Here is a 7,345-nt window from a genome sequence, read left to right on the forward strand (position 1 = left end):
CCATAGGGCGGGTCGATGTAGACCATCTGTACCTGTCCACCCAAGCCCTCGAATTCCAGCATAGAGTTCATGACTTGGAGGCTATCTCCCAGAATCATGCGATTCTGCCAAGGCCCCTTGTGCTCGTAGGCGTCGAGCCGGTCGGTCACCTCCAATTGCGGGTCACCGAATAGGTTAAGGTTAGTGCCTTTGGCCTTGCGGCTTTCGATGCCCTCCAAGATGGCCTTGGTTGAGTGGCGCTCGTGCACGAACAACGGGATGGTCGGCACGCTAAGTTGATGCCGTTCGGCTTTACCGGCCCAGTTCAGGAACGGATGCGAGAGGGTCCGCAACAGGTCTGCCGCCGCCTTGAGGGACTGTACTTGAACGTTGCCTCCTTTCCAGGCCTGCGGCGACTGGAATACAAACGCTTCACCTTCCTCCGCGCAGCGGGCAACCAGGCCAATCAGCCACTCGCCGAGCTCGCGTTCTCGGTTCTCGTCCCACGACAGGGCTGGGTCAAGGCTGGAATCGTAGCTATAGACCCGGTTCGGCTTCTTAATGCTGAACTGGTCTTGGACACCTACGTCAGGGCGTTGCACCGCTTCTTGTTTATGTTCATATTGGGCTGACGTGTCGCTCACTGGGGCTCCTTTATCCGCTTGCTAGTCATCTGATTAGGTAGGGATAATAGCGCCTCGGCTTCAAAGGGTCACTCATTCGCCGAGGGGCCATGCCGCGGTACGGCTAGGCAGGTTCAAAATCCGTTGCATGTCCTGCCAAAATCGGCGGAAAGCCACGGGTTATGGTGCGCATGAATGTCGGTTCCGTAAGGGCTGCCGCCGACATCGACTCCGCCATAACCGTCTTCGGTCATCGGCAGGCCAGTTGCTGGATTGATTGGCGTATGCGACATGGTTGCTCTCCTATTGAGCAGTGGATAAATGCCCCCCTTCAATCAGCGGGGCGGAAATAATCAGTCGTCGCTCGGGAGCATGAAAGTCACGACCGGCTCGGCGGTATCTCCCGGTCCGATGACCATCACGAGCGTTATCGGTGCGCGATGCACGCCGTTCCCGCCGCGCGGTACCCGATAGTGCTGAAAAGGCATGCGGTGGCCCGTGTGATGGCGAGCCAGGTTTACGGCAACCCAGAGTAGGTCGTTCAAGCGCCCGCGTTCGTCCTGATGGATTTGTCGGACGCTGTCTTCGGCCGACCATGCGACCGCCTCCGCCCAAACTGTCGCCGTGAGTGCCACTGGGACTTTGAAGCCCGCGTCGTTTGCTTTTGCCGTGACATCAATTAGCACGCCATCCGCGATTGCCTGCGCGCGCGTGTAGACCGAAATGACTTCACCGAAGATGTCTTGCAGACGGTCTCGTTTTTCCATAGTGCCTTCTCCAAATCTGACCGGGTTCCAAGATTCCGAGCCCCCTACGTTCCCGGCTGCGGCGTGGGGGTGGTGCTGCTGTTTTGCTACCGTCCTTCCTGAGTTCGTCGCCCTGGCGTGCCGAGACACCAGGCGAGAAGGCTGCATGGCAAGGGCACGCCCGGAAGCCGCAGCCCGACAGGGACCGGGTGAGGACGTGCGCGGAGCGCCGCAGGCCCTCGCCATGCAGACCGCCTGGGGTACGGTCGCCCGTGATGGGCGGCGATTCAGGAAGGGCGGTGCAAGCACCAACTTGACGACGCAGACGATGTCGCGGCCGTAGACCGCGACCTATGCGCGGCAATGCAGCGCGTGGCATGCAAGCCAGAGGCGCGCAGTCGGAGCGCGAAGGCGCGTAGACGTAGAGGAGCCGCGACGTGCCCGAAGGGCATGGCGTGGGGCAAGGGCGTCCAGCCCGCTGCCCAGTCCGGCGCGCCAGCCCCCAGGCTGGTCGGTGGACTGCTGAGGGGGGAGCCGTCGCTCGCTCGTGGCCCCCGACACGAGAAGGAGGCCCACCGACTGGCAGAGCGATGGGGGGCGAAGCCCAGCGCCCCGGGCTACGCGCGGGCATGGGGGCTGAGTCAAGCGCAGCGCGGACCAAAGCAGGTGACGCGTCCAGCGGCAACGGGCAGGCCCCATGCCCGCGCCCAGCGTGGGGCGCCGGCCTTTCAGGACACGACCGGCGTACAGCCGGTCGAGTTGCCGGCCGGGCGTTCAGCCCGGCGTAAAGGCAACGGTGGCCTAGCCGCGCCAGCGGCTTCGTTTCCCCTGTTCGCCCCCTGTCGCACAGGCCATCGAACGGGGCATTTTGGCTATACGGGTTATCAAAACGACGGTGAGATAACCCATGCAGATGAAGGATGGACGGGCGATTGCCCGAGAGAACGAGATTCGGGTGCTGCGAGCCCTGCACCGCTTTGGCTGGATGCGCACGCGCGACCTCGCAGCTCTGGTGTGGCAGCACTGGGAAAAGCGCCCGGTCGGCGAGCCCGACCTTAAGCCAGCAGTGGCATCGGCCTCTGGACTGCGTATGGCGCAGCGGACGCTACTTCGCCTTACGGGGGCCCGGCAGGTACTGCGCGGACAGGCTCCGGACGGCAGCTTGATTTACGCTCTGTCGGAAGCCGGTGCGCGCCGGCTGCAGCACTTCGGTGTGCCAGCGGCGTCAGGCAAGGACCTGATTCGTAGCTTCAGTGCCGCGCAGTTCCGGCATCGTTGCGTCGCCAACGAAATTGCCATCGGGAGCATCATTGCAGGCTTCCGCGTCTCGACAGAACGGGAAATTGCGCAGGACAGGTGGCTTGGCGGCGCAGACGGCATCTCGGGCAAGAAACCAGACGTGCTACTGCACGGTGGAGGACGTGTCTGGTGGGTGGAGGTCGAAAAGAGCCGAAAGAACGCGAAAGACTACGCCCGGCTGCTGAACTGGCTGACCAGGGTGTGCAGCGATGCCTTGTGCGCGTCTGGCCCAGTGCTGCTCGGCAGTGGTCTGCGCTGGGCGAAGATTGTGTTCGTCTGCACGCCAACCTTTAAGGCAAAGCTCTGTCGAGACCTGGCTGCGGCCGGTTGGATGAGAAGCTCCATCGACAGCCTCATCATGTTCATGCCATCGCTATACTCGTTCGAGGACATCAAATTTGCGTAATGGAGGTCATGGGAGCGACCTGGGTCGGTACCGCTCCGACAGCTTGATTCTCGTCACGGCATAAATCCAGCCGTGCGCCCCGCCGGACGCGTCACCGACCCCGGCGGGGTTTTCTTTTCTGGGTGCGAAACGACACCTCCCGCTGCGGGCGGGAGGCGCTGTTATCTGATATGGCTTTTGTCTCACCGGCCAGTGCACTCAGGCACAAGCAGACCGCTCTTCAACCGGCGATAGTACGTGGCACGGCTAATACCCATCGCCGCCCATGGCTCCCCATCCTTCGTCGTGGTCGATGGTCGGCCGCCACGCCGGCCGCGTGCCGACTGGATAGCAGAAAAGGCCGAATCGTTGAATTGCGCCCAGGTCCATCGGGCAACGCTTTTCGCCGTCGCCTTGACATCGCCAAAGGCCAGCGGGACGGGAAAGTTGTTGAGCGCCTCGGCTTGACGCAGCAAGGCGGCCCGCCACTGGTCCAGTGTCGCACCGTTGCGCTTATATTCCCGCACCCACTGGTATGCCCAGCTACGCAACATGTCGAACAGCGTGCAGTGACGGCCGAGTCCAACCTCAGCGCGCTTCGGCAAGGACCTGGGCAGGTCAACGTATTCGGCCAGTTCCGCCAAGTCGTACAGCTTCGGCACGCTTAGCACACGCCAAGCGTCGTGAAGCGGGTTCTTTGCAATCAAGCCCACATAACCGGGGTCGGCGCGCAGCCTCGCAACGAATGCGGCTTGTACTGCAGCCGCGTAGCGAATCGGCGCGTTCCTGGCCGCATCGCTCAGGCCGACTGGCGCAACCAGACCATAGAAGACATGGGCGTGCGCATTCTCGGGATTGACGACGGTGAACGTCGGCGGCGGCAAATTCGCCTGCTCCCACGCGAGTGCAGCGCCTTTATAGTCAAGGTCGAAGACCAGCCAAGCGACCTCCAGCGGCGCGTTCGGCTGGATATGACTCTGCTGGAGCGCCATGGCAGCCGGCCGCACAAGGAGGCCAGAAGCGGGGTCATTAGAACAGTAGGGCCGGCGTGGAAGCCGGTTGGTAAAGATTGTGCAGACATCCATCGGGGCTTGCGCCCCGGCAATGCGTTACTTCAAATAGATGTCCTGGTACTTAGAAAATGCCCGATGGTTGTCCTCATTCGCAGGCCGGGGCTCTCCTTGTCAGGTGGTGAGAAGGCGCGCCCCGCCGGTCGTCCGGGTGTTCGGACGGGACGCCGGCAGTTGCGCGAGTATGAATCGGCCGCCCGGACCCCGCTTGAGCCAGCAGCGCGGTAGGGGCGGCAAATAGTTGGTCTTTGCGAAATCGAGCGCGACATAGTGCATACGCTCGGCCTCAGAAATCGTGTGCTGTGTCGCAGTCTTCTCGTCCATACGCGACAGGTTCAGTTGCCAGCGTGCGCCATCGACAAGCGCGCTGGAGCCGCGTGCAGCGTGTTGGGAGCCGGCATCAACGATTGATGCTCGATTCGCATGGTGGACGCCGAGTACGGCGGCACCGGTCGCTCTGGCAAGCTGCTCCATGACGACAACAAACGACGTCATGTCGGAACTGCTGTTTTCGTCCCCGCCGTGCATCCGCCGCAGTGGGTCGATAATGATGAGGCGCGCGCCAGCAGCTATCGTGCTCAGTTCGTCATACAGCGCGGTCGGTCTGCCATCTTCGAGCAGGATGCAGGACTCGCCCGCCATCGGCAGCAGTATCAGGTTCCGGTGCAGGTCCGGGTTGCCCTGTTCGTCAAGAGATAGAAGACAACGAATGCGCTCGGCGAGCAGGCGGTCGGATTCTTCGCCAGCCAGAAAGACAACTCTGCCGGGCGAGCATGCCGGAAACAGTCCGGCGGCCACAGGGCGCCCAAGCGAGAGGGAGACAGCGGTATCCAGCGCGAACTGCGACTTGCCCGTCGCGCCGGGGGCTACGAGCAAGCCGAAGGTGCCGGGCAACAAGCCAGGCAGCACGAAGTCGAGCGGTGGCAGGGGTGCGGTCAGCGCCCAAGAAAGGTCCAGGGGGCGAAGGGACATATCAAGACCCCATGTTCGCTCGATAACCGGCCGGGTCTACCAGCCACTTCCTGATTTCTGCGGTTGCCCAAGCAGTCGTTCGCTCGGAAAGCTTCACCGGTTGCGGGAATGTTCCATCCTTCACGCGCCTCCAAAGGGTTGCACGGGAGAAAGGGAGCAATCCTGTTATTTGCTTCTTTATGTCGCCGACGAGCTGCTTCTCCCTGAGATAGACCGCCTTTTCAAGAATGACGGGCAGTTGTTCATACGCCATTGCTAAGACCGTTAAAGAGTTGTGGTCCAGCGTATAGGTAAGGCAATGGACGAATCAGAGGCTCTGCGGCCGATTTTATATATGATATTTTTCTATCAAAAAGATGAATTGATAGTCAATCTGAGACGCCGGCTACTGCGAGCTCAGGTGGGACTCTGAGATTGTCGAGATAGTCCGACCACGCTTGCATCATTTGCCGTCGACCCTCCAGATGCGCAGTTCGGTTATATGCACGCCCGTTCGGGTCTCGAACTGCATGCGCCAATTGATGTTCAATCCAGTCAATGCGAAAGCCTAGCTCTTCGTCCAATACTGTGCGAGCCATCGCCCTGAAGCCATGAGCCGTGATGTCGTCCTTGGTCGAGTAGCCCATGCTTCGTATAGCCTTGTTGAGAGTTCCGTCTGATAGGGGCTTTCCCGGCTTYAGCCCCCGAAAAACGAATGCCCCACTTCCGGTCAAGGGATGAAGCTCCCGCAGAATCGTAAGGACTTGGCTCGAAAGCGGAACAATATGTGCTTGCCTCATCTTCATCCGTTCCGCTGGAACCTCCCATCTTGCCGCCTCAAGGTCAAATTCGCTCCATTCCGCCAGCCGCAATTCCCCGGGACGAAGAAAAACGTGCGGGGCCATGCGAAGAGCAGACTTGACCTCGAATGACCCCTTATAGGCGTAGATGTCGCGCAGCAGCGGACCGATTTGCTCAGGGTCGGTGATGCTGGGGAAGTGTTCTGGTTTCCACGGTGTCAGTGCACCGTTGAGGTCCACGGTAATGTCCCGCTCTGCACGGCCAGTCGCCACTGCATATCGAAAGACCTGCCCGCAGTTCTGTTTCGCCCGGTGTGCTGTTTCTACGACTCGCACTTCGATGCGCCGTAACACAGTCAACAGCTCCGGCGGCTTTATGTCGGCTATCGGCCGCGAGCCCAGCCAAGGGAAAACATCGCGCTCAAGCCGGCGAATGACTTTATCGGAGTGATTTTCTGACTTGGTCGTCTTCCACTTCTCGAGCCACTCTCGGGCAACTACTTCGAAGCTGTTCGCATTCGACGCGGCTCGGGCGAGTTTGGTCGCCTTCCGGTGCACGCTGGGGTCGACGCCAGTGGCGATGAGCTTTCGTGCATCATCCCTGCGCTCGCGCGCTAAGGCGAGGCTCACGTCAGGATACACGCCCAAGGAAAGCCGCTTTTCCTTCCCCTCAATACGGTACTTGAGCCGCCACCACTTGCCCCCACTGGGGGCAACTTCGAGATAGAGCCCCTTCTCGTCCGAGATTTTGTAGAGCTTTTCCTTGGGCTTGGCCTGCTTAATCTTGATGTCGGTCAGCGGCATTGGGGGCAACTCCTTCGCGCGATGTTGAGTTGCCCTCAATGTTGCCCCCAGTTGCCCCAAGATGCTAGGGGACCACTTGAGACAAAACGAGACAAAGAAAAAGCCGCGAAGCTAGTAACTTCGCGGCTTTTGGGGTGTCAAGAGACTTCGTGAAACTCTATTCTGGTGGACCGAAGGAGGATCGAACTCCCGACCTCTGCATTGCGAACGCAGCGCTCTCCCAGCTGAGCTATCGGCCCGTGACGGACGATTCTAACCGAACTCCGCGCGGGGTATCAATTGCGTCCGCCCAACACTGCACATCGGAGAAAGGACCTCAGCCCATCATTCCGGGGTTGCCGTCCATGCCGCGCACGGTGGGCAGGTTCAGCGGCCGGGCGCTAACTTCCTTGTTCGATCGCAGCCACTGCGCCATGACGTCCCACACCGGGGGGCCGCCCGTTTGGCGGGCTTCCTCGGCCACCGGGGCCCAGCCGGCTACCTTGTAGGTCTTGCCGGCGTCGAGCGGACGGCCGGCCAGGCGCATGTCGCTGATGCGGCGGCCCATGGGCTGGTTCGGGTCGATGGTGTACTGCAGCCCGCCCACGCGCACCATGTCGCCGCCCTGYTGGTAGTACGGGTCCGGATTGAACAAGTTGTCCGCCACGTCCTCGAGCACGGTCTTGATGGTCTCTCCGGTCATCGCCGT

The 7,345-nt window shown here is 61.1% G+C and carries 8 protein-coding genes, 1 tRNA gene and 1 pseudogene; 1 reads left to right on the forward strand and 9 read right to left on the reverse strand.

From position 1 onward, the window contains the following. From AB4Z27_RS28090 to AB4Z27_RS28100, 3 genes and pseudogenes are all read right to left on the reverse strand, one after another. Positions 1-623, reverse strand: a pseudogene (locus AB4Z27_RS28090) (site-specific DNA-methyltransferase); the annotation flags it as partial. Between the two features lie 113 nt (positions 624-736). Then, a complete protein-coding gene (locus AB4Z27_RS28095; protein WP_441645851.1) occupies positions 737-895 on the reverse strand; it encodes a peptidase in 159 nt (52 codons plus the stop codon). Positions 896-955: 60 nt separating this feature from the next. Then, on the reverse strand, positions 956-1,369 hold the full coding sequence (locus AB4Z27_RS28100) for a DUF6573 family protein (protein WP_441645852.1): 414 nt from the start codon (positions 1,367-1,369) through the stop codon (positions 956-958). Between the two features lie 886 nt (positions 1,370-2,255). On the opposite strand from AB4Z27_RS28100, the gene AB4Z27_RS28105 reads away from it, so the two are divergent. After that, positions 2,256-3,053 carry a hypothetical protein gene (locus AB4Z27_RS28105; RefSeq protein ID WP_441645853.1) on the forward strand — a complete coding sequence of 266 codons (798 nt, stop codon included), beginning with the start codon at positions 2,256-2,258 and terminating at the stop codon, positions 3,051-3,053. 182 nt (positions 3,054-3,235) lie between these two features. Here AB4Z27_RS28105 and AB4Z27_RS28110 read toward each other — a convergent pair whose 3' ends face one another. The 6 genes from AB4Z27_RS28110 to AB4Z27_RS28135 form a co-directional block, all read right to left on the reverse strand. Beyond that, positions 3,236-4,117, reverse strand: coding sequence for a replication initiation protein (locus AB4Z27_RS28110; protein ID WP_441645854.1), 882 nt, complete (start codon positions 4,115-4,117; stop codon positions 3,236-3,238). A gap of 99 nt (positions 4,118-4,216) precedes the next feature. Then, a complete protein-coding gene (locus tag AB4Z27_RS28115; protein ID WP_441645855.1) occupies positions 4,217-5,074 on the reverse strand; it encodes a helicase RepA family protein in 858 nt (285 codons plus the stop codon). Position 5,075: 1 nt separating this feature from the next. Further along, positions 5,076-5,327, reverse strand: coding sequence for a helix-turn-helix transcriptional regulator (locus tag AB4Z27_RS28120; protein WP_441645856.1), 252 nt, complete (start codon positions 5,325-5,327; stop codon positions 5,076-5,078). A gap of 115 nt (positions 5,328-5,442) precedes the next feature. Beyond that, entirely contained in the window at positions 5,443-6,657 is a 1,215-nt protein-coding gene (locus AB4Z27_RS28125; protein WP_441645857.1) for a tyrosine-type recombinase/integrase, read from the reverse strand. 163 nt (positions 6,658-6,820) lie between these two features. Beyond that, positions 6,821-6,896: transfer RNA gene (locus AB4Z27_RS28130), tRNA-Ala, on the reverse strand. A 77-nt stretch (positions 6,897-6,973) separates the two neighbouring features. After that, positions 6,974-7,345 (reverse strand): 5'-nucleotidase C-terminal domain-containing protein (locus tag AB4Z27_RS28135; RefSeq protein WP_441645595.1); only part of this gene is annotated, 372 nt, incomplete at its 5' end.

It is taken from the genome of Cupriavidus sp. KB_39, assembly GCF_052114485.1.
GTDB lineage: Bacteria > Pseudomonadota > Gammaproteobacteria > Burkholderiales > Burkholderiaceae > Cupriavidus.

Bases quoted from the DNA above. Each gene is read 5' to 3' on its own strand.
- AB4Z27_RS28115 (WP_441645855.1), bottom strand. From the start codon at position 5,074: ATGTCCCTTCGCCCCCTGGACCTTTCTTGGGCGCTGACCGCACCCCTG.
- AB4Z27_RS28095 (WP_441645851.1), bottom strand. From the start codon at position 895: ATGTCGCATACGCCAATCAATCCAGCAACTGGCCTGCCGATGACCGAA.
- AB4Z27_RS28110 (WP_441645854.1), bottom strand. From the start codon at position 4,117: ATGGATGTCTGCACAATCTTTACCAACCGGCTTCCACGCCGGCCCTAC.
- AB4Z27_RS28100 (WP_441645852.1), bottom strand. From the start codon at position 1,369: ATGGAAAAACGAGACCGTCTGCAAGACATCTTCGGTGAAGTCATTTCG.
- AB4Z27_RS28120 (WP_441645856.1), bottom strand. From the start codon at position 5,327: ATGGCGTATGAACAACTGCCCGTCATTCTTGAAAAGGCGGTCTATCTC.
- AB4Z27_RS28105 (WP_441645853.1), top strand. From the start codon at position 2,256: ATGCAGATGAAGGATGGACGGGCGATTGCCCGAGAGAACGAGATTCGG.